Source organism: Pseudomonas sp. NC02 (assembly GCF_002874965.1).
GTDB lineage: Bacteria > Pseudomonadota > Gammaproteobacteria > Pseudomonadales > Pseudomonadaceae > Aquipseudomonas.
In genome coordinates this window covers 2,345,842-2,364,071 of the sequence record NZ_CP025624.1, presented here as the reverse complement: position 1 = coordinate 2,364,071, position 18,230 = coordinate 2,345,842, and the positions used below count along the sequence as shown (strand labels likewise).

At 59.2% G+C, this 18,230-nt stretch carries 24 protein-coding genes; 1 reads left to right on the top strand and 23 read right to left on the bottom strand.

Going from position 1 to position 18,230, the window contains the following annotated elements; genetic code table 11:
- Position 1: 1 nt before the first annotated feature.
- Genes C0058_RS11225 through C0058_RS11215 form a run of 3 tightly spaced genes read right to left on the bottom strand, consistent with a single transcriptional unit; the run spans position 2 to position 2,235 of the window.
- Positions 2–1,180 (bottom strand): baseplate J/gp47 family protein, encoded by a 1,179-nt coding sequence (locus C0058_RS11225; protein WP_102368584.1) that lies wholly within the window; start codon positions 1,178–1,180, stop codon positions 2–4.
- Complete coding sequence (locus tag C0058_RS11220) at positions 1,181–1,534, bottom strand: hypothetical protein (RefSeq protein ID WP_102368583.1); 354 nt, start codon at positions 1,532–1,534, stop codon at positions 1,181–1,183.
- The gene (locus tag C0058_RS11215; RefSeq protein WP_158660281.1) at positions 1,531–2,235 is read right to left on the bottom strand and encodes a Gp138 family membrane-puncturing spike protein; all 705 of its coding nucleotides are present in this window, start codon (positions 2,233–2,235) and stop codon (positions 1,531–1,533) included. Before C0058_RS11215 ends, C0058_RS11220 begins: the two co-directional genes overlap by 4 nt.
- Positions 2,236–2,247: 12 nt before the next feature.
- Here C0058_RS11215 and C0058_RS11210 point away from each other — a divergent pair, with 12 nt between their 5' ends.
- Entirely contained in the window at positions 2,248–2,679 is a 432-nt protein-coding gene (locus C0058_RS11210; protein ID WP_102368581.1) for a hypothetical protein, read from the top strand.
- On the opposite strand, the gene C0058_RS11205 is transcribed toward C0058_RS11210, so the two are convergent.
- From C0058_RS11205 to C0058_RS11110, 20 genes are all read right to left on the bottom strand, one after another.
- Positions 2,676–3,656: a hypothetical protein gene (locus C0058_RS11205; RefSeq protein WP_102368580.1), complete on the bottom strand. Its 981-nt coding sequence runs from the start codon at positions 3,654–3,656 to the stop codon at positions 2,676–2,678. The two genes, C0058_RS11210 and C0058_RS11205, sit on opposite strands and share 4 nt — an antisense overlap.
- A gap of 262 nt (positions 3,657–3,918) precedes the next feature.
- Entirely contained in the window at positions 3,919–4,233 is a 315-nt protein-coding gene (locus C0058_RS11195) for a hypothetical protein (protein WP_102368578.1), read from the bottom strand.
- A 4-nt stretch (positions 4,234–4,237) separates the two neighbouring features.
- The gene (locus C0058_RS11190) at positions 4,238–4,828 is read right to left on the bottom strand and encodes a phage baseplate protein (RefSeq protein ID WP_102368577.1); all 591 of its coding nucleotides are present in this window, start codon (positions 4,826–4,828) and stop codon (positions 4,238–4,240) included.
- Position 4,829: 1 nt separating this feature from the next.
- A complete protein-coding gene (locus C0058_RS11185) occupies positions 4,830–6,530 on the bottom strand; it encodes a phage tail tip lysozyme (protein WP_102368576.1) in 1,701 nt (566 codons plus the stop codon).
- On the bottom strand, positions 6,531–6,653 hold the full coding sequence (locus C0058_RS33220) for a hypothetical protein (RefSeq protein ID WP_371857016.1): 123 nt from the start codon (positions 6,651–6,653) through the stop codon (positions 6,531–6,533).
- A gap of 62 nt (positions 6,654–6,715) precedes the next feature.
- On the bottom strand, positions 6,716–7,198 hold the full coding sequence (locus C0058_RS11180) for a phage tail assembly chaperone (RefSeq protein WP_102368575.1): 483 nt from the start codon (positions 7,196–7,198) through the stop codon (positions 6,716–6,718).
- A complete protein-coding gene (locus tag C0058_RS11175) occupies positions 7,198–7,638 on the bottom strand; it encodes a phage protein (RefSeq protein WP_102368574.1) in 441 nt (146 codons plus the stop codon). The genes C0058_RS11180 and C0058_RS11175 overlap by 1 nt, the downstream gene beginning before the upstream one ends.
- Before the next feature lie 13 nt (positions 7,639–7,651).
- Positions 7,652–9,133 carry a DUF3383 domain-containing protein gene (locus tag C0058_RS11170; protein WP_102368573.1) on the bottom strand — a complete coding sequence of 494 codons (1,482 nt, stop codon included), beginning with the start codon at positions 9,131–9,133 and terminating at the stop codon, positions 7,652–7,654.
- Between the two features lie 18 nt (positions 9,134–9,151).
- A complete protein-coding gene (locus C0058_RS11165; RefSeq protein ID WP_102368572.1) occupies positions 9,152–9,703 on the bottom strand; it encodes a hypothetical protein in 552 nt (183 codons plus the stop codon).
- Between the two features lie 3 nt (positions 9,704–9,706).
- Positions 9,707–10,078: a hypothetical protein gene (locus tag C0058_RS11160; protein WP_102368571.1), complete on the bottom strand. Its 372-nt coding sequence runs from the start codon at positions 10,076–10,078 to the stop codon at positions 9,707–9,709.
- Between the two features lie 2 nt (positions 10,079–10,080).
- Entirely contained in the window at positions 10,081–10,563 is a 483-nt protein-coding gene (locus tag C0058_RS11155) for a hypothetical protein (protein ID WP_102368570.1), read from the bottom strand.
- Between the two features lie 2 nt (positions 10,564–10,565).
- Positions 10,566–10,949 (bottom strand): DUF4054 domain-containing protein, encoded by a 384-nt coding sequence (locus C0058_RS11150; protein WP_102368569.1) that lies wholly within the window; start codon positions 10,947–10,949, stop codon positions 10,566–10,568.
- 2 nt (positions 10,950–10,951) lie between these two features.
- Positions 10,952–11,263 (bottom strand): hypothetical protein, encoded by a 312-nt coding sequence (locus C0058_RS32920; RefSeq protein WP_177428364.1) that lies wholly within the window; start codon positions 11,261–11,263, stop codon positions 10,952–10,954.
- Positions 11,264–11,275: 12 nt separating this feature from the next.
- Positions 11,276–12,274: a DUF2184 domain-containing protein gene (locus C0058_RS11140; RefSeq protein ID WP_102368568.1), complete on the bottom strand. Its 999-nt coding sequence runs from the start codon at positions 12,272–12,274 to the stop codon at positions 11,276–11,278.
- A 12-nt stretch (positions 12,275–12,286) separates the two neighbouring features.
- Entirely contained in the window at positions 12,287–12,781 is a 495-nt protein-coding gene (locus C0058_RS11135) for a hypothetical protein (protein WP_102368567.1), read from the bottom strand.
- A gap of 11 nt (positions 12,782–12,792) precedes the next feature.
- On the bottom strand, positions 12,793–14,106 hold the full coding sequence (locus C0058_RS11130; RefSeq protein WP_102368566.1) for a DUF2213 domain-containing protein: 1,314 nt from the start codon (positions 14,104–14,106) through the stop codon (positions 12,793–12,795).
- Between the two features lie 7 nt (positions 14,107–14,113).
- Positions 14,114–14,854: a phage minor head protein gene (locus tag C0058_RS11125; RefSeq protein ID WP_256579573.1), complete on the bottom strand. Its 741-nt coding sequence runs from the start codon at positions 14,852–14,854 to the stop codon at positions 14,114–14,116.
- A complete protein-coding gene (locus C0058_RS11120) occupies positions 14,799–16,259 on the bottom strand; it encodes a DUF1073 domain-containing protein (RefSeq protein ID WP_102368565.1) in 1,461 nt (486 codons plus the stop codon). The genes C0058_RS11125 and C0058_RS11120 overlap by 56 nt, the downstream gene beginning before the upstream one ends.
- Complete coding sequence (gene terL, locus C0058_RS11115; RefSeq protein WP_218274256.1) at positions 16,256–17,734, bottom strand: phage terminase large subunit; 1,479 nt, start codon at positions 17,732–17,734, stop codon at positions 16,256–16,258. The genes C0058_RS11120 and terL overlap by 4 nt, the downstream gene beginning before the upstream one ends.
- Positions 17,670–18,221 carry a terminase small subunit gene (locus tag C0058_RS11110; RefSeq protein ID WP_102368564.1) on the bottom strand — a complete coding sequence of 184 codons (552 nt, stop codon included), beginning with the start codon at positions 18,219–18,221 and terminating at the stop codon, positions 17,670–17,672. Before C0058_RS11110 ends, terL begins: the two co-directional genes overlap by 65 nt.
- Between the last annotated feature and the right edge of the window lie 9 nt (positions 18,222–18,230).

Genomic DNA, 18,230 nt, shown 5'->3' with positions numbered 1-18,230 from the left:
GTCAGGTCACCGTGAGAACGACGCTCGCAGGCGTGCAGGATGCGGCCTGGTTGAAGGCCAGTGGAACGTCGGGGGCTCCAGCGCCGCCAGGGCCTGATATCGAAAGAGCCGTAAGCTTGAATGTCCCACTGCCTGGGACGCTATTGGCAGCGGTCAAAGCGTCCGCCCACTCAACGGTGCCGCTTGGTCCACCTCCGATCATCACTTGGTTTACGTAGTCCGATACCGCCTTTTTCAACGCTTCGCCGATCGTTGAGTTATAGCCAGGCAAGGCCTTGATGGATGCAGCCGACGTGATTGCTTGATAGATGGGCCTGAAGAAACTGATTGTTATCGGCATGCCGTAGACGTTCGTCACGGTCGCCGAAGTCGTACCGTACGTTCCTCCGCCTGGCCCTTTTTTCGCAGCAATAGCTGATGCGATGGCAAAAATATCCCCGCCCTCGACAACCATTGCCAAGTGGTTCGCGGGGATGCCATTCGCGTCGGTGACGCTGGTGTCATTGTCGTAAGCAACATATCGCGTTACGCCGGAGACACTGGCCACCGCGCCAATTGTCCCTTCCAACACGGTTCTGGATGGCAATGCTGTCGATATCTTCTGCCGGCTGCGTAGAGCTGGATCTGTTTCGACCGGTGCGCCCACTGTTGCGATGTCCGGGTTGGTGACGCTTTGCCAGCCCCTGGTGGAGGTCACGATTTTGTTGACCTGGTCCACGCCGGCGGAGACGGCGCCGAGTGCGGTACAGGTTGCCGTCACCGTGATGGTTCCCGCGGGCGGTATCGTCACTGAGGCCGGTAACGCCCATTTGTTGCTGTTTTGATCCTCGACAAGGCCGCTGGTGATGACGGTGCCCGCCTGCCCGATGATGACCAGGTCAACCTGTGAGTTGGTTGGGATAGCCCGGGCGATACCGTTGATCTTCACGTTGTTAGAAAGACCGGCACTCTGCGCGGTACTCGGTGAGAACGACAGGTATGCGGCGATTGTTGCGGCATTGGCATCGCTGATAGCCAGAGCCTGCACCGCCAAAAACTGTCCATCCTGAGAGTCGGGCTCAAGGTAGACGTCCGCACCGTAAATTGATCTGTACTGCGACTGTAGGTAAGCCAGGACCTCCGCATAGGAAGGCGCAGTGATACCGGTAGGCGTGATAACCGCTGCTGTTGGAGAGGCCATTTATGGTGTCCCGGTGATGGTTGTCTGTCCGTATACCGTTGTGATTTCGGCAGTCGGTGTGAATTTCCGGGTTTCTGGATCAACAACACTTTCGTAGCTGTCGATTTGGGCCATCCCTTGGGTTCCGAGGATTCGCTTTTGCACCGCAGAGTCCCGGGTCGCCGCGGTGCGCTCACCCAGTACTTCAGTACCCCATGGCATCCCCTCAGTTTTGTCGAGGAACCACTCGCCCTGATCGAGCTTGAGCCGCGTATTCACGGCCTGGGCCACGGCCTCGGGAGAGTCGCGAAGGAAGTCCGCCTGCTGGTTGCCGAATGTGTAATCGCCGTTGGCGTCGAGCTTTCGGTATCTCATGGCACAGGTCCTCCGCTTGTTCCGCTGCCAGGTGTCACGCCGCTGGTTTTGTGGTTCATCAGGCTGATGGTTCCAGCCATCACGTCACCGCTGGTGGTGACCTTGCCGTTCACCTGCACGTCGCCATTGATGGTCACCAGCGGAGCAGTGAGCGTAATGCCACCCTGGGCGCTGACCGAAGCCGACCCCGAAGTCGTGGCGTTGATCGCGTGAGTGGTTGAGTTCACTTCAACGAAGGCGGCGCCGTCGTCTGTACGCAGTTGCGCCGAAGTGGTGCTGATGCCGCTAATCACCCGAGGTTGAGAGCGAAAGCCCAGCAGGACGAACCCGTCCGACAGATCATGCATACGCAACTCGGGCTGTACCTGGACGCCGCCCGACTGCCACCAGGCATCAATGCAGCGAGACGAGAACACCACCAGGCACTCATCGCCGGCCTTCACAGGAAAGGTCAGCGTGCAGCCGCCTCCGGCCGGGAACTGCACCGGGCAGTCCACGAGCAGCGGCAATTCAACGCCAGTCAACGCGCCCGTCTCATCCCGCACCTGGCCATTGATTGCCGGCTGTACGGTGCAGGTCATAGACTGTGGGTCGAAGGACTGAATTATTCCGGGGATAGCAGTCTGTATCTTGGACTGCCACCCGCCGAGGGCGACTTTCTGCGCTGCGACAAGATCATCGAACCGTTCAAGCACATTCATGGAGGTGTCACCTTGAAAAAAATACTAGCCGTCATCCTTATTGCCTCCGCATCGAACGCCTTTGCAGAAACAGTTCTTGTTGATCCTGGTGCCGACCACATGTTCGTGGGCGATCAATTCAATGCGCGATCCGCCATTGAGGTCTTTTATGAGGATCGGCCTTGCAAGCTCCCTATTGCGGAGGCAAAGAACATGCGCGAATACACCACCACCGGAGTGGCGTTACCTATGAAGGCGTGCTGGGGCAGGACGCTTGGCGGGGGCGTGGTTCGGGTATTCGAAAATGGCCTGGTTTCAAAAGCCACGGAGAACGCATACGTCACTGCCAAAGTGGACAAGTCGGGAGCAGCGACCGTAACAAAATCGATTTACAACAGAGCCAACTACGAGCCTTGCACTCGCGCCTACCAGAAAGGGCAGTGGTGCCACAAAGGCCAAGATTAACCGAATGGCTTCACCGGACCTGGTGCAGCGATAACACCGGGAATGCCCGTGCCGGCCTTTATCATTGAGCCATTTGTAACAGATGCATCAACCGAAATGCAGATCGTCTCGGTGTACCAGTCATTGCCGCGGTTATCACCATAGTGGTCGGCAACAAGCACCTTATAAAGTCCGTCCGAATCCGTCCTGATCTGGACAAGAGCTAAATCCACAGATGCCTGCCCCAATGGCGCTGGGTTAAGCCTCAGTCTTTGGATGCTGGCATTGTCCAGCTTTATCCGCTTCCCTACTCTTATCCCTGGGTTAAGTAGCGTCTTAACATTTATTCCGTTCTGGTTTTGCTCCGGCAGCCCTACCATCCCTGTGGCAGAGGTCACAACTACGGCCTCGCCGGGAAGGTAGGCGTTGTTCGGGATAAGTGTCAGCTTCCCATCCTGAAAGCTCCAGCTGACGTCCTGCGTTTTCCCCAAAATATCGAGGAAGTCTCGCGTCATGCCGTAGAACACCTTCCCGCGCGGCAGCTTGGCGGCAGACAGTTCCGGGGCTTCCCCCATGGTGATACCGCGAGATGCCAGGGACTTCAGCGCCTGATCAAGGTGATCTTGGGCGGTCGACCCTGCAGCAAGAGTCACGTTCATGACCCCAAAGTTATAAGCGCTGTCACCATCGGCGGCAGTTATATCGATGTAGGTGTCCGTCTGGCTTTCGCGTCCACGCCTGACCTGCTTAATGGTCCCATCGAAAATTGTCCCGTAGTTACCGGCATATCCAGCCTGGAGAACGACCCGCTCAAACTCCCTTTGAATTTTCTTAATCGTATCGTCACTGAGGTTGTACACCCGGATATCAGCGGTGTTGGGTGTGCTGATATCGCCACGGCGCACCACGAATCGAATGCGCATGTCTGACAGATCAAGGGCCTCATCGGCATCGCCGACCTTGAGGCTGATTTGACGAAGGTATTGGGGTACGCTCATGGGTCACCAACAAGGATTGAGGCAAGGAAATGGGATACAAAAAACCTAGCGATTTCATTGATGAAATCATCCGGTACTGGCTTAACCGCATCTACAACAAGGACGGCAAGCTCTTTCTTTCGATCGACTACTCGAGAATTTCACCACCTGCTGGGACAGCACACTTTTCAGGTTCCAACGGCAGTTTTAGCGTTGTTTTCGAATGCGGGGGCTCCATAAGCAAGGACAACAACCCATTCACGTTCATCCGCGACGGGAACGACTAATCGCTAGTCCACCAGTAAAGGTGCGAGCCGACCCCGAGATTGTCGAAGGTCGGCACTGCATCGGGATCCGCTGTGGTCTGCACCCACAACACGCCGGTGAACCCAAGGTAGGCGTACTGCTGCAACAGGTTGACCCCGGTCACCAGAGGGATCCCCTGGATGATCGGGTTCGCACTGGTGTCGGCGATATCCAGTACCCAGCCAGCCTGATCCGCATTGCGCCATTGCACCGTGAGCCGGTAATCAATGCCCGACAGCGATATGCTGAAGGTCTGCGGATCCGGACTCAGCGGAATTTCAAAATTTGCCATGGGCTTACCCGTTTGGTGGCTGCCAGCCGCCAGGCGCAGGAACTCCCACAACCGCCTGCTTGGTACCCGCGTCTGCGGTTTCAGCAGTTGATTCGGGCTGTGCCTGGTCATCCTTGGGCGGCAAGGTTGTGGCCTGTGTCTGAACGATGAGGACCTGTTTGAAAACGGCCGTCACCATCAGCGTGTATTCGCTCTTCTCGTCCGTGGTCTGGCTCAAGCTGCGCATCAGCATGTTGGTGTAGAGGCGCTTGCCGGTTGAGACGTCGAACGGTATACGCGACTCCTGAAGGGCCAGCAGCTGGTTATAGACCCCTGAAACGTAGTCGGACCCGAAGGCATCGCCACCTGTCAGCGCCGATACCAAGCCTTTGACGCCATTGAGCACGCCGCCAAGACTTGCGTTGCTCCAGCCACACCTGATCACCAGGTCGGCCGGCTTCTTGAAGGCGTGGTCAGTTACGTTGGCGCCCAGTTCAACAGGGTGTTCCGTGATCTGCAGTTCGTCCGTGGCCACCTCTTCCATGGTGACGTGGGCCACGATACTGCCGATCGATCGCTTTGGGTCGATGGTGATGAAGCCTGCAAAGTTGGGCATATCAGTTCACCGCCGTATTCATATTGCGGGTCAGTTCCTGGTTTACCCGGCTCTGTGCACCGCCCACAGCGTTTGCGGTTGCAGCAGGATCAGTCGCCCCGTTGACCGTGATGTTGGTCGTCTGGATGAGCTGCGAGGCCATTTCACCGCGCACCGCTGCCTCACGGTCCGTATCCCTGGGCCGTTCGTAGTACTTGGAGACCACGGCACCGGCGTCCTGGGCATTCTGTGTGGCCTTCAGCAGATTGCCCGCCTTCTGCTCAGCACCCTCGGTCAGTTCGTGTTGAACAAATTCCATCTGCTTGATCAGGTCCGCCCGGTCATCCATGAGGTTGAATCCAGCCCACTCTTCGAACTTGTCCTGCCGATCCCGGTGCCACTGTGCAATGCCACGAGCCCGCCCCCAGTCGCCGCGCGCCTTCGGGTCTAAGTTGCTCTCTGCCGCCAGGTTGGCGGTGATACCGGCGGCCTGCTCCTTGGTCCAGCCCATGTTCTCGAAAAAGTCGGAAACGAAGTTGGACTTGTCCTTGTCGACGTCCTGATTCTTGCGCCAGGCATCAGACCGGGCCCGCTCCCTGGCTGCCTGGTCGGGGGTCTGCTCTTCAACAGGCGAAAGCCCTTGCCGCTCCCTGATCTTCCGGACTATCTCGTCCTCACCATCGTTAAGCGTTGGCGAGTACAGCAGCGCAGTAGCGCCGGCGAGCGGCGTCAGGATCGCAGCAGCGCCGGACAGCCCGGCGATGGAAGCACCCAAGGTAAAGAACGATCCAGCCAGGCGAGCGATGCCACTTACCAGCGACAGTGCGCCCAGCGCATTCAACAAGCCCAGCAGCACGATGATTCGCGTACTCCACCCGTCAGTGGACTCATCCAGCTTGACGAAGAAGTCCCATATTTTCTGAAGGTATGGGCCGGACTTCTCCGCGAAGTCGATCAGCTTCACAGCGATATCGGCAATACGGTCGGCGATCATTGGGCCGTTCTGTTGAAACCACTCCGCGAAACGCTTCAGGTCCGGGCCGAGCTTGCGCATGAGCGCCGACTGAACCTCAACGGAAAAAACTTCGAACTGCAGCCCGACTTCGCGCAGCGTCTCCATGAACGCATGGGCGTCCTTGGTGGCCTGGTCCAGCCCGCTATCCCGAAGTTTTTTGCGGTTCTGCTCCAGCTTCGCGCCGAACTTGTCGTCTTGGATCGCCCGCAGGGTTCGTTCATCAATGCCAAGCACCCCGGCGTACTGGTTTGCCTGGTACCAGGGCATGGCTTTCAGTTTTTGCCCAACGTTGGCCAGCAGATCGGCGGTGTCACGCAAATTGCCGTTTGCGTCCCGCGTCTGTACCCCGATGCCCTTGAGGAAATCCTCACCACCAGGGTTGTCACGCAGAAACTTGGCCATGCCCTCTATGGAGCCACGGGCTTCATCCGCCGATGCCCCCAGATCCCTGGCAGCATACTCGGCGGATTTTAGGCTTTCAGCGGAAGAGCCCACGCGCTGGGAGGCGTAATACAGCCCCTCAAGGTTGGAGGCGAACGCCGATACCCCCGCCGCCACTGTCAGCGACGCACCGGCAATTACAGTCACCAGGCGCACGACGCTCTTGGTCGCAGTGTCGATGCCGGCGCTGAAATCCTTCGCACCTTTCTGATCAACCTTGAAGCCCAGGCCAACCAAGAACTCCTTGATGACGTCTTGATCAGCCATTTAATTCTCCAGGGCCTGGCGCATCCGCTCCCTGTTTTCGGCGCGGATCAGCAGTGAATCGTTCATTTTTGCGATGTCAGAAAGGTCGAGTGTGCCGTTCAGCAGTGACTCATACAGGCACATACCCTCATGAACCGGGATGAGCAGCCAATCCTCGCCGTTGGGCAGCTTTTCAAGTTCGACCGTCAGGCCACGGGAGTGCCCTGGCCGGTAAGCATCCCGCGTAAAAAAGGGCCCAGCGACTCGGTGATCACACGCACGGACAGCTTGAGCATCACACCCAGGTCGAGGTCATCGAACATGCAGACTTTCTGGCTGGCGTTCCACACCGGGAACCAGGCTGTGCCCTGCTTGCGCTGAACAACGCCCAGGCAGGTGGAAAGGATGAACTCTGCAGTTTCGTCGGGCATGTTGGCGATGCCGTCAGCAAAGGGCTGCATCAGCGATGCAAGGCCCTCCAGATCGCCACTGAGTGGCGCCCCATCCGATTCCGTGTTGTCGTCTGCTGAAGCTGCAGCAGCCAACGCTTTCGCGGAGCCTTTGAGCTTTAGGAACACCGGGATCAGCGTCGGGATGACCGGTGCCACCTTGCGCGACAGGTGGAACTGCTGAAAGGTATTCAACTTGCTGATGCGGTAGGTATCGGCGCCTAAATCGAACTCGCTCATCAGTAGGTCCCCAGGATCGCGTCGATTTTGATCGAGTCGAAGACCCATTCAACAATATCGCCGTCCTTCTTGTAGTTCAGGTCAGGTCGCTTCTTGAACGCGCAGCCGCGGCACCCGATGGCATCGCCACTCGCGCTGTTGGTGATGGTGATGACGTTCATCCCCCATAGCGAAGAACTGAGCCCCTGCGCGTCATAAAGCGCCATCAGCTTGGCGTTCTGTGGCGATGTCTTGAGTAGGCGCACCGTGACCGTGCCGGACTTGCCTGCGTGCAATGAGTGCATACCCTCACCATCAGCACCAATGAGCATGGTGTTTTTGTCGTCCACCATCGCGGTAGAAATACCCTCTTCGGCGTTGGCAGACCCTGCGCCAAGGTCGATAACCGCGCCGGCGCCCACCAGGGTGGCGTTTACATCGAGAAAACTATAAGTAGGCATTGATCAGCTCCGATCAGCGATTGACGTTGATGATGACGTCGGCGAAGTGGACGGCGCCCGCCAGCTTGACGGCGCATTGAATAACCGGCGCTTTACGAGCCTCGCGGTCTGCCTGGGCCTGGGTTGCCACAGGGGGTGCGTAGGTGTAGTAGCCCTTGGTCAAGAACTGTCCGGTAGTAATTGCGCCGAATGCCGGGCCATTCCATTGGCCAGGCGCCATCAGGCCGTTGGTAACACCTTGGTCCATTCGGCTATCGATGGTTGAAACGATGCGGTTAATACCAGGGTCCGTTTGCGGGGTCTTTGTAGCGCCGGTGTAGAGCAGGTTGTAGACGGCGGTCTGTACATCGTTTTGCAGCCAGTCCAGCCCGTGCACCTCGTCGAAGAAATAGCCGTTACACATCACTCCTTCCTGGATGATCGCCGTGTCGTTGTTGTAGTTGACGAACACGTTGCAGTTTTTTGCCTTCAGCGCAGCGGCCTGCCCCTCCGTCAGGCTTTCGGCGGTGATCCCTGGTTCCTGCTTGAACTTGAGGGTAATGGTCGTGTTGTTACCTTGGAAGTTGACTGTGAAAGCCCGACCGAACATAGATGCGGCGGCAAATGGTGTGGCGCTGGAGAACTGGGTAAAGGTGCGCTTGTAGTTCGCCGTTTTCAGCTTGCTGGCAATGTCCGTGGTGCTGGTCGGGTCGAGAGCAAGCGAGTTCTGGGTGGTGTAGCCGAAGATTCGGCTTTGGCCAGAACCTTCGATGAACGCAGCCACGGACAGTACATCAGCCTCAACCAGCGCAGCGTCAGCAACCAGAAGGCCGTACCAGTCATTGGAGATACTGGCCAAGGCAGAAACTGCATCAACCAGGCTTTCTGCCACAACGCCATTCACCGGTACCGAAGCCTGACCGGTTACCAGGCCAAGCAGTGAGGAAACATCTACTCCGCTTGCCGGGGCTTCGGCGTAGCTGATGGTCGAGGTAGCGCCGGTGGTAGCGCTGGTGACCTCGAATCGACTGAGCGTGGCGTTCCACACGCAAGTACCAGCGGAGGCTAGCTTGGTGGTGATGATGGAGGCCACGCCATTCAGGTTGGTCGTTCCAGAAAGGTCGATCGCAGCCAGCGTTTTCAGCGTGCCGTCGATGGTGATCTTCATGCCGCCGGCAGTCACCGCCGTGAAGTTGCCGATAGTCTGCTGGGCGGCCGAAAGAACAGCGCCCTTGAGCAATGCTGAAGTCGCGGTCTTCGCCCAGCGCCCAGCAAACATGATGGCTGGTTGCGGCGATTGACTGAAAAACAGATTGGCGGCCAGGTACTCCGGAGCGGTGGTGCCAAAGTCACTCACCACTCCATCGAGGCTGGAATATTGGCGGATTCGCTCAGTGACATCGATCACGGGCGACGAGCCGAGGACCAGCAGCGCGCCAAAATCGCGCGCAGCAGCTGCCTTCGGAGACATGACGATCTGGACGTTCACGACGTCCGAAATGGCAAGAGTCTGCATTGCTTTCTCCGGGGTGGATCAGTCGACGAACGTTATCGGCGCCGACAGGATGTTGAGGACAGGGTAAACACGCACCACTTGGCGGCGCATGTAGATGAAGAGGTCGTAGCGGCGCACCCATTGCTGGTTGACCAACTCGGGCACGGGGCGAATGTCGGAAGCGCCGTAGAACGCCATCCGGTAGGCCTTCACCGCTTCGCTGTTCTGCGGGACGAAGATGCCGTCGCGCAGGATCGAGGCGTAGGCCTGGGCCTGCGGACCGTAGAACGTGCACAGCACCTGAAGCTCTTCGTGCATCTGGTACTGGTCATGCCCGTCGTTCGATCCGTCGTGATCGATAACAGGATTGGCGACGGTCTTGGTTTCGTGCACGCCGACGGCACACCAGTTGATATCTGGTTCTGGCTGCTTTGGTGGCTTGATCTGCCAGCGCGGCCGGACAAACTTCCCAGCCAAGCCACTGATGCCGACCACCATGGCTTGCAACACGTCTTCAAGGTCGGTGTCTTCCGCAGGCGCAGGCGAGCCCGCCGGCGCAAGGTAGCCGCCGGTTGCTGATGTGTTCGCCATGGTTTATCCCGCCAGAGGAAGAAGGTCGCAGGTGGCACAGACAAAGCCGCGCCCGAAGTGCTTGTAGTCGTTGACGTTGGATACGGTGTACCGCTTGCCCTTCCAAGTGACGATATCGGCGGTGGTATCGCCTTCGCCGGCCGTCAGCCTGAAGATGGTGTGAATGGTGATCGAGCCTTTTTTGCGCTCGGCCCCCGCCAACCGCTCCAAGATGTCGCCTTTATCACTGGTGACCACGCCGGCGAACGGGGTGTTGGTGTCCGCTGTGGTGGCTCGCCCGTTATCCCCGACGGTTTGCACCGCCCTGGTACAGATCAGGCCGAGATCCATGAAGTCGGGGTCGAGCAAGATTTCTGAAACATCGAGCTGGGCCATGGTCAGTCCTTCTCGCGAATCACGTAGGTAATGGAGTTGCGCAACTGACCTGTATCGATCAGCGGCTTATCTCCCGTGCGCCCGCGCCTACGGCGTGCAGCAAGGGTCGCCGGCGCCAGGGCTTCGAACGCTCCACTGTTGATTTCGTTGCGGGCCCCCGCCTGGGCGATCAATCCCGTAGCATTCAGCTCAACATCCACTTTTTCCGAGTTGCCATCCATGGCAGCCTTGGCTGCCTTCTGGAGGTGGTTGTTGATGCTTTCCTGCGTCCGGGCGATCCCAGGGTTCAGGAATGGTCGCGCCGGGATATTGGAGGCTGGGGCACCGAATTCGTGGATATAACCCAGCTGTGCGTTGTTGATCGGCTCTTCATCGCCTTCCTGGCGCTCTGCCTTTGATGCCGGGATGCCCACCAGAACCTGCTTTTTAGCCAGGTCCTGGATAGATGCCAACACCTTGGCCACGTCGTCCTTGGTGATCTTCATGCTCACAGCTGAATCCCTCCAGTACCGATCATGCGGGCCAGTTGCAGGAATTGGATGCCGTAGGTGGTCAGATTGAAGAACCCACCGTCATTCAGAGCCACAGCCCCCGTGTCGTAGCCCGCGCTGACCTTGTCCACCGACTTGGAGGTCAGCGGGCCTTTCACCTGGCCCGCCGTGCCTCCAACCATTTCCGCCAGCTGGTTGTTGGCAGCCAGCGTGATGTTGTGGGCAATGAACAGCTCAAGGCCCACGTCCAGGTAGTCGCACCAGCGATCTGGCGCGAGTGTTTTAAGCCCCAGGTTCAGCCAAAGGTTCACGGTTGAATCAGGGTATTTCGCGGTGTCGGCGAACTCCGGGAAGTCCGCGCGGAACTGCGCGGCATCCATGATCAAGCCTTCGCTTTGGCATCCGCGTCGGCTTTGGCCTTCGCGTCTGCATCGGCTTTTGCATCGGCATCTGCTTTGGCCTTGGCGTCGGCATCAGCCTTCGCTTTGGCATCCGCGTCGGCTTTGGCCTGGTCATCGTCGCCGGTGCTGGACTGCAATGCCTTGGCCTGCTTAGCCGTTACCGCCTCGGTGTTGGCCTTCACATACCAGTGCTCCGCGATTTCGTCTTCGACCTCTTGCAGGCCGGCTTCGAAGTCGCGGATGCCATCGGCCAGGTTCAGCTTGAAACTTTGGAGCACGTTGAGAAACTTCATGGCGCTCTCCAGTTAGATGCCGTCGCGGTAGCCGACAGTTTCCGGGTAAACCACTTCGGTGACGCCCAGGCGGCCGTAGTAGGTGGTGATCTGGCGAATGCCGCGATATTCCAGCGGCGTGCGTTGCAGCGGCACCAGCGGGAAGCGAATGCGGTCCTTCTCGTTGGTGTACGCCATCATGCGGTCTTTGCCAGCGGCACCACGGCCGGTCAGCCATTTCAGGGGCTGGATGTTCAGTGGGCGACCGGTCAAGGCGTTGGTCAGGCTGTTGATGCGCAGATATTCCAGCACCGAAATGTTGCCGGCGTCCGAAACCTTACGGCTTACCAGCTGACTGAACTGAACCGGGGGCAAGCGCAGCTCTGCGGGACAAACCGCAAACGCCGATGCTGCCCAGGTGCTGTTCAGCAGGTCGTTCACGTCAGCCAGGATCTGGTCCGCGGTAGCAGTCGACCAGGTACCGGTCAGGGCATTGCTGACGTTGGTCACCACCGAGGAGTTGACCATGCCGGTTTCGCCCAACTCGGCGTCACCGATGTAAACCTGCTCGTCGGTGTCCATGTTGTGCTTGAGCTGGAGGCCGGTGAACTTCTGACTGTCCACCGGGCGGCCCAGCTGCATGGCCGAGGCCAGCTCAGGCAAGGTCCAGGAAATTTCCATACCCCAGAGGGTCAAAGGCTTCGGCGTCTTGCCGATATCCAGCGCCATGCTGGCGATCGAGGTGGAGTCCTTGCCGATCCACGCCTTACCGGTGGTGCTGGTACCACCCACAGCGGCAAAGGTGCTGTTGGTGAAGCTGGAGACTTCGTCGGCAATGCTGACGTCCTCACGCAGCTGAATGTCGCGGCTCCAAGTGACGGTGGCCAGCGGACCATGCAGCGTCTGGTCGAGCCGTTCCAGCTCGCCTACCAGGAACACGCCAGTGGAATCGATGGTCTGGGCGTCAAACGTCATGAGACCGTCGCGAGTGTGTACGCGCTTGATATGGCGCGGAAGAATCAACTTGCTCATCGAGCGTTCCCCTTAGATGTTGTAAGCGATTTCGACAACGCCAGTGGCATCGGCGGCGCCCATGAAAGACGCGGTAGTGATCGCGACGGTGTTGGTGCTGTCTGCGGCTGCTTCGATACCGCCGATTGGCTTGCCAGCAGCGGCTGCTGCGACACGCACGTACACGGCGCCATCCTTGGCGGCGGTGCCGGCATTGAGCTTCACGGTCATGTAGCCGCGACGCAGAACGTCAGCAACGCCCTTGGTAAACGGAGTTGCAGTGCCCAGCGGATCGGAGGCTGCGCCACCGGTTGTTGGGTACGGGCGCACGAACAGGCCGTACTCAGCACCAGCAGCATCACCGGCGCCGAAAGGCACGAACTGGCCGCCGGCGATCTTGCCGAACAGGCCATAACCGGCGAACGGCAGTGCCGGATTCAGGAAGACGGGTTCAATCGTTGCCTGGCTGGTACGCGTGACGTCGCCGGGGATGCCCGCAGGCATCCGGTACAAAAATGCATTGCTCATCGGGTCAATCCTCAGTTGCGGCCTTGGTTCCAGAACTCTTTGTTGGCCTTGTTGATTTGATCCACGCTCAGCGGAGCGCGGCCAAAGTCTTTGGTGACGTGGGAGTTTCGGGTGCCCACATTGTTATTGCGTGCCTTTGCCAGTTCGGAAGCACCAACGAACACTGCCGATACCTGGTCAGCGGTGAGCTTCGACAAATCGCGGCCCACCAGGAAGGGCTCGACGATGGTCTTGCCGTCGGCGGTCTGCATGGCGGTGGTGAGTGCAGCGCGCTGGCAGTTGCAAACGTGGTCAGAGGTCTTGACCTTGGCGTCACGGGTGGCGAGCGAAATTCCTGGCACCAAGACTTCGGCCCGGGAACGCAGATCAGTCATGACGGCGGCGTCACCGGTGTAGGCGGTGCCCAACGCTTCAGGGGTCTTGTTGACGGGCTCCGGCTCGAGCAGGTTATCGACGGTTTCGCCGCCCGGCTCATCGTCGCCATCGTCGTCCTCGGTGATTTTCTTCACCGAGGCTTCCATATCGGACATGCGTTTATCCATGGACCGCATGGTTTTTAGGATGGACGCTAGGGCGACAGAGTCGGCAGTTTTGCCTTTGCCACCCTCATTGCCTTCCTCTTCTTCCTCTTCGTCGCCGGTCTTGGCGCCTTCCAGCGCCTCTTCCAACGCAGCTTCATCTTTAGCGCGGAATGCGGTCATTACCCGGTCGCGCCAGGTGCGTTTCGTTTTTGCATCAGTCGTCTTGGCCACTTCAGAATCTCCAATTGCACATCGCGGGCCACAGCGGCCACGCTCTACCAGGGCTACGTGGTTTCCCACGATGTTCATCTGGCGGCCGCGACCGACCGCCAGTTGTTCGTAATCGGCGTCATAGCCGCAGGACACTTGGCGCAAGCCGCTGCGCACCTCTTCGATTGCCGCCGAATCGGTGATCAGCAGATCAGCCAGCACCAGGTCGCTTTCAATACCGTCGCCCTGGCGCACGTTCTGGGTGATACCCATCGACAGCTCGCGCCAGTTGGCGGGGGTTACAAAGTCTTCGGGGTGACTCATGGTCACCGGCTTGCCTTCGAAGCTGGCAATCGTCTCGGCGCGGAAGACCTCGTCGGGGTTACGCTCGATGGTCACGATGCCACCGGCGCCGCCCTGAACTATCGGACCGTCCTCATTGACCAGCTCGCTTTCGTCATAAACGAGCGTGCCGGTACGGGCGATGGGTACCGCCTGGCACAACAAGAAGCCTTCAGGGGTCATGCTTTGCCGGGCGCTCAAGCGCTCAGGCGCGAACCAGCGCCCGGCCTCGTCCTGGGTTCTAACTTTCATAGTTGGGTTACTCGGGAATGACGGGGTCGGGGTAGCAGCGGCAGTTCGGGAAACACCCGGCATGGCCGGTCATCTTGTCCAGGGTCGGCGGCGAGTCCCAGCGAACGAACTTGCCGTTCATTTCCGCGTGCGAGTGACGAACATCGCTGTCACCAGAGGTCCGCCAGATATAGCCCTCACTGCCCACGGATCTGGCCCGGGCCTCGGTAAGGGTTGAGGCAGTGCGGGCCACCTCTGTACGAGCGATGAGCTTCGCCTTGCTCTCGGACACTTCGCCCGAGCGCTGTATTTCCTTGGCGATTTCGCTGGCCCTGGTGCCGTCCTCAATACCTTGCAGCGTCAGTTCGTGCACGCGTTTGGCGGCGTCGAGGGGGATGCTCTTGATCAACGTCACCTGCTCGGCGAGCAATCCCTGCATGACCCGGCCCGTGGGCGCATTGCGGATTTCCTCGCGCAGCGCCTTGGACATGTTTTCGGTCATCACCGCCCAGGCCTTTCGGTCCTGCTGGTTGACCTCGACGAGCATCTTGCTTGCCGTCGAGACCGCCCAGTCGTTCAGCAGATCGGCGTAGCGATCGAGCATGGTGGTGATGGTCGGTTCAGCTGCAGGATCACCAGGCGGGAAGCCGTTGATGATGCTTCCCACCTGGCGCGCTACCTGCGACAGAGAGGACTGGTATTGCCGTTCGGCTCTACTCGCCCTGACCGGGTTCCGGTTTCGCTTTTTGTCCCGGGTCATCAGGCGCATCAATCAGATCCTTTTCGCCGATAACAGGTGGAGGTTCAGCCTCTGCCGCCGCAATGTCGTCGTCGGTGATGTTCGACCACATGCCGGTGGTGTTGCTGGACTGACGCAGTTCTTTCAGCGCGGTTGGGCGGTCGATGATCTGCGCATCGAACGCTTCCACCACCGAAGTAGTGTCCTTGCTCGATATCTCGGCCTTTTCGGTGTCGCTGAGCTGCCAGAGCGGCACGAAGTCGAACGCAAAGCCTTCGGGTAAGGGCTTGCCCAGCTCGGAACGACTGATCACATCGCAGAGCGTCGTTACACCAGGACGCAGGTTGGAATCCTGATCACTCTTGACGCTGTCGTAGTAGATGCGCACGGACGTGTCATCGCCGTTGCTGATGCCGCCCGGCGACTGCCCGAACAGGATGATGTCGGGCGTCTCTACGGCGCCGCACACCTGCTCACCGAACTTATCGATGACATCAGACAGGCCGCTGAAACTGTACTGGTGCGTTTCGAACTCGTCGGATGCATCCATGAGGGTCAGCCCCTCATTGCTCTGGAACTGGCGGATCATATCGATGTTCTTGAGCAGCGCCTCCAGGGCCTTGCCGCCCATGGCGATCAGTTCACGCAGCTTCTCGACCTTGTACGTGCGCAAGTGGGCTTTGTAGACCAACTGGGCCGTGCCGGAGGTGACGCTGTCGAACGCAACCAGGCGATCCCACAGCCGTTCCAGCACCGACTGCCCCCAACCGTTTTCGGCAATGCGCTGCCAATACGGCAGTTCAACGCCTTCGCGGCGGATCACGCGGGTGTAGTGAATCTTCTGGTTGATCAGTGCTTGGGCATCCGCCACCACGGTATAGAACTTAGGCTTGCCCATATCGGGCCCGTATTCTGTAACTAGGTTCTCCAGCGACGGCTGCACAAGCCAACGGTCCAGCACCAGCAGCCCCTTGAATTGACCCGGGCCGATCGTATCCAAGCGCAGGGGTGTTTCAGGTCGTTGGCCATCGATCAACATCACAGCAATGGAACCACCATAGAGCCGCGACCACTTTTCGTTGTCGCCAAGTGACTTCCAGATCTGCAGGCGCTCAAATGCGCGTGAAAGCTTGTCCTTTTCCTCGGGCGGCATGATTGAGTTGAATTCAATCCCCTCGCGGGTCATGTCCTTGGCCCGGCAGTCCACAGCACGGCCTGCCAACCAGCTGGAGCGATACACGGCCTCCATCCGGATCCGGTTACGACTGACGAAGTTGAACCCGTAGCTGCTGTCGCTATGCTGGTTGGCGGTGCCCAAGCCGACCCGGGCGGTGAAGTTCTGGAAGCTGTCGCCGGTCATGAAGGACTTTCGAGCGGCGTCTGTTTGCTGGTTGACCTTCGCGGCCCTGGCGTTGATCTGGTGCCGCTTGCTCATAGTCGTCCCCATATCGCAAGGCTGCTCTGGCTGCCCAGCATGTCGTTGATGGCGTCACACATAGGGTCTATTTGGTCGTCATGAAGGTGGCTGTCGTCGGCGGTGAACGCCTCGCATTCGGTGATGAAGTCGGATGTGAACGGTGCGTCTTCGGGGATACAGACGTTGCCGGACTCGATGTAGCCGAGCACGTCCATAACCCTGGTCAGCTTGTCCTTGGTCCGCTCGATGCCCGATATCGGGATACCGCCCAGGCTTCGAATGTCCTGGATGAGGCCGGTGCCGCTGGCCTTGTCCTCTACCATGAACGAACGCAGATAGCCGACGTCATGCGCGGCACTGTGCTTGTTCCAGAACTCGGTGGCGCGCTTGCGCAGGTCCGGCGCTTCCCATTTCCCACGCAGCTGATCGATCAGGTAAACCCGGCGATCTTCGCCAAGCCCCCAGCACTGGAACACGGTGTAGTCGTTTCGCTCACCGGTCTTTTGCGCCGTATCCGCATAAATCACGCGGTATTCAATACGTGGCAGGACGCGGTAGCGAATGAACCAGGCCGAGTGGATCAGGCCGCCGCCCTTGGTGGTTGGCCGCTGCTGGTAGAGCGCGTTCCAGGCGTGCGAGCCAATGGCCTGTTTGATCTTGGCCAGGCGTTCCAGCGGATAGCGTTCCGGGTGCAGGGCCTCGCCGACCTTGCGGTAGGCTTCGTCTTCTTCAGCAACGGCCGGGAAGCTCACAACCTTCCAGTTGTCGCCCTCGCCATCTTCCATTTGAGCCAGCAGCCGCCCGGCCAAGTCGTCGGAGTGCCAGCGGGTCATGCCGAGAAGAACCCCGCTCTTGGGCGAAAGCCGCGTGTAGAACGTGGTGGTGTACCAGTCCCAAATCGCGTTCCTGACGGTCTCGCTGTTCGCTTCCTTGGCGTCCTTTACCGGGTCATCAATGATGCCGATATCGGCACCCATGCCGGTGATGCCCGCGCCGACGCCGGCGCTACGGTATGAACCGGCGTAGCCGACAATCTCGAAAATCTCGCTGTTGCGCAATGCAGTGCCATTGCCTGACGACGCGCGCTTACCGCTCAAGCAGGTGTCAGGGAAAATACCGTGGTAGGTGTCATCGCCAATGATGCGTTGTACATCCCGGTTCATCCGGCTGGCCAGGTCCGACGCGTACGAACAGGCGATCATCTGTAAATCTGGATTGCGGCCCAGCGCCCAGGCCGGGAACCGCCGGCTGAACAGTTCGGACTTCCCGCTGCGGGGTGGTGCGAAGATCATCAGCCGTGGCTGTAGCCCGCGCTCGACGTCGTAGTAGAACTGTTGCAGCGCTGCGGCCACCTCGCGGTTGAACCAACCTTCAACGAAGTCAGGTTTTGTCCGCATGGTGAAATGCAGCAGCCCACGGCGTGCGCGCTCATTTCTGATCGCCGACAGGTCGAGCAGCTGCGGCGATACGCTCAAGCTGCTCAAGTTGGTCATCTGAGAGGTTCCGCAAGTCCACGGTTGTGTTGGTTTGAATCGGTCCGCCGCTCGGGTCACCGATTCCGATCTGGTCGCGGAAGGCGTTCACACTGACGTGCTTGCCGATCAGCTCCAGGGCTCGCAGCTTGTCGTGGAATTTCACCTTGCCGGACTTCATGTCCACTTCCTTGACCATCTGGCGCCAGATCAGCGGCCATTGCCTGATTGGCAACAGCTTGCCGTCATCACCATGGATCGCGGCCAGGTCCATCTGATCAATGTCGGTGAGGCGCTGCAGCACGTAGTCGGCATCGACCTGCACGCGCTTGTTGCGCTCGTCCTTGGCCTGCTCGATGGCGCCGACGATGTCGGGGCGCTGCATGAGCTGCCAGGCCTGGTCCTTGGCGCCCTTGACCGCGTATCCGGCCCGGATGGCAGCCTGCGTGGCGTTCAGGTCCACCAGGTACTCAACGACGAATCGACGCTGCTTAGCTGTCAGCGCCATGGGGATACC

Coding starts and splice junctions, on each gene's coding strand:
- C0058_RS11205 (WP_102368580.1), bottom strand. CDS start 3,656: ATGAGCGTACCCCAATACCTTCGTCAAATCAGCCTCAAGGTCGGCGAT.
- C0058_RS32920 (WP_177428364.1), bottom strand. CDS start 11,263: ATGAAGTTTCTCAACGTGCTCCAAAGTTTCAAGCTGAACCTGGCCGAT.
- C0058_RS11215 (WP_158660281.1), bottom strand. CDS start 2,235: ATGAATGTGCTTGAACGGTTCGATGATCTTGTCGCAGCGCAGAAAGTC.
- C0058_RS11110 (WP_102368564.1), bottom strand. CDS start 18,221: ATGGCGCTGACAGCTAAGCAGCGTCGATTCGTCGTTGAGTACCTGGTG.
- C0058_RS11180 (WP_102368575.1), bottom strand. CDS start 7,198: ATGAGCGAGTTCGATTTAGGCGCCGATACCTACCGCATCAGCAAGTTG.
- C0058_RS11120 (WP_102368565.1), bottom strand. CDS start 16,259: ATGAGCAAGCGGCACCAGATCAACGCCAGGGCCGCGAAGGTCAACCAG.
- C0058_RS11165 (WP_102368572.1), bottom strand. CDS start 9,703: ATGGCGAACACATCAGCAACCGGCGGCTACCTTGCGCCGGCGGGCTCG.
- C0058_RS11125 (WP_256579573.1), bottom strand. CDS start 14,854: ATGCGCCTGATGACCCGGGACAAAAAGCGAAACCGGAACCCGGTCAGG.
- C0058_RS11195 (WP_102368578.1), bottom strand. CDS start 4,233: ATGGCAAATTTTGAAATTCCGCTGAGTCCGGATCCGCAGACCTTCAGC.
- C0058_RS33220 (WP_371857016.1), bottom strand. CDS start 6,653: ATGTGCCTGTATGAGTCACTGCTGAACGGCACACTCGACCTTTCTGAC.
- C0058_RS11155 (WP_102368570.1), bottom strand. CDS start 10,563: ATGAAGATCACCAAGGACGACGTGGCCAAGGTGTTGGCATCTATCCAG.
- C0058_RS11175 (WP_102368574.1), bottom strand. CDS start 7,638: ATGCCTACTTATAGTTTTCTCGATGTAAACGCCACCCTGGTGGGCGCC.
- C0058_RS11190 (WP_102368577.1), bottom strand. CDS start 4,828: ATGCCCAACTTTGCAGGCTTCATCACCATCGACCCAAAGCGATCGATC.
- C0058_RS11130 (WP_102368566.1), bottom strand. CDS start 14,106: ATGAAAGTTAGAACCCAGGACGAGGCCGGGCGCTGGTTCGCGCCTGAG.
- C0058_RS11220 (WP_102368583.1), bottom strand. CDS start 1,534: ATGAGATACCGAAAGCTCGACGCCAACGGCGATTACACATTCGGCAAC.
- terL (WP_218274256.1), bottom strand. CDS start 17,734: ATGACCAACTTGAGCAGCTTGAGCGTATCGCCGCAGCTGCTCGACCTG.
- C0058_RS11150 (WP_102368569.1), bottom strand. CDS start 10,949: ATGGATGCCGCGCAGTTCCGCGCGGACTTCCCGGAGTTCGCCGACACC.
- C0058_RS11140 (WP_102368568.1), bottom strand. CDS start 12,274: ATGAGCAAGTTGATTCTTCCGCGCCATATCAAGCGCGTACACACTCGC.
- C0058_RS11135 (WP_102368567.1), bottom strand. CDS start 12,781: ATGAGCAATGCATTTTTGTACCGGATGCCTGCGGGCATCCCCGGCGAC.
- C0058_RS11170 (WP_102368573.1), bottom strand. CDS start 9,133: ATGCAGACTCTTGCCATTTCGGACGTCGTGAACGTCCAGATCGTCATG.
- C0058_RS11225 (WP_102368584.1), bottom strand. CDS start 1,180: ATGGCCTCTCCAACAGCAGCGGTTATCACGCCTACCGGTATCACTGCG.
- C0058_RS11185 (WP_102368576.1), bottom strand. CDS start 6,530: ATGGCTGATCAAGACGTCATCAAGGAGTTCTTGGTTGGCCTGGGCTTC.
- C0058_RS11160 (WP_102368571.1), bottom strand. CDS start 10,078: ATGGCCCAGCTCGATGTTTCAGAAATCTTGCTCGACCCCGACTTCATG.